This window comes from Candidatus Symbiothrix dinenymphae (assembly GCF_001431085.1).
In genome coordinates this window covers 1-455 of the sequence record NZ_BBRU01000399.1, presented here as the reverse complement: position 1 = coordinate 455, position 455 = coordinate 1, and the positions used below count along the sequence as shown (strand labels likewise).

General features: G+C 53.8%; 1 protein-coding gene. It reads left to right on the top strand.

What is annotated here, in order from left to right; translation table 11 throughout:
- A partial coding sequence (locus ASC50_RS04535) for a TonB-dependent receptor plug domain-containing protein (protein ID WP_158648434.1) occupies positions 1–455 on the top strand: 455 nt, incomplete at both ends.

Below are 455 nucleotides of genomic sequence, written 5' to 3'. Positions count from 1 at the left end.
GGGTACGACACCTACACTGTGACGGTGGGTGACAAGGCGGAGTTTGTGATTCCGCTCAAGCCCAAGTCCAATGAGTTGGATGAAGTGACCATCGTGGCTTTCGGTAAGCAGAAGAAAAGCAGCGTGGTTGCCTCCATCGAGACGGTCAAGGTATCCGACCTGAAAGTGCCCTCTTCGAACCTTACCTCTGCTTTTGCAGGGAAGATTCCGGGACTGATTTCGTACCAGACCAGTGGTGAGCCGGGTGCGGACAATGCACAGTTCTTTGTGCGCGGCGTTACCACCTTTGGTTACGCTAAATCACCCTTAATCCTGGTGGATGGATTTGAATCAACTGCCGATGACCTGGCGCGTATGCAGCCGGACGACATCGAAAGTTTCTCCATCCTGAAAGATGCTTCGGCAGCGGTGCTCTACGGGTCTCGCGGGGCCAACGGTATCATCTTAGTCACTAC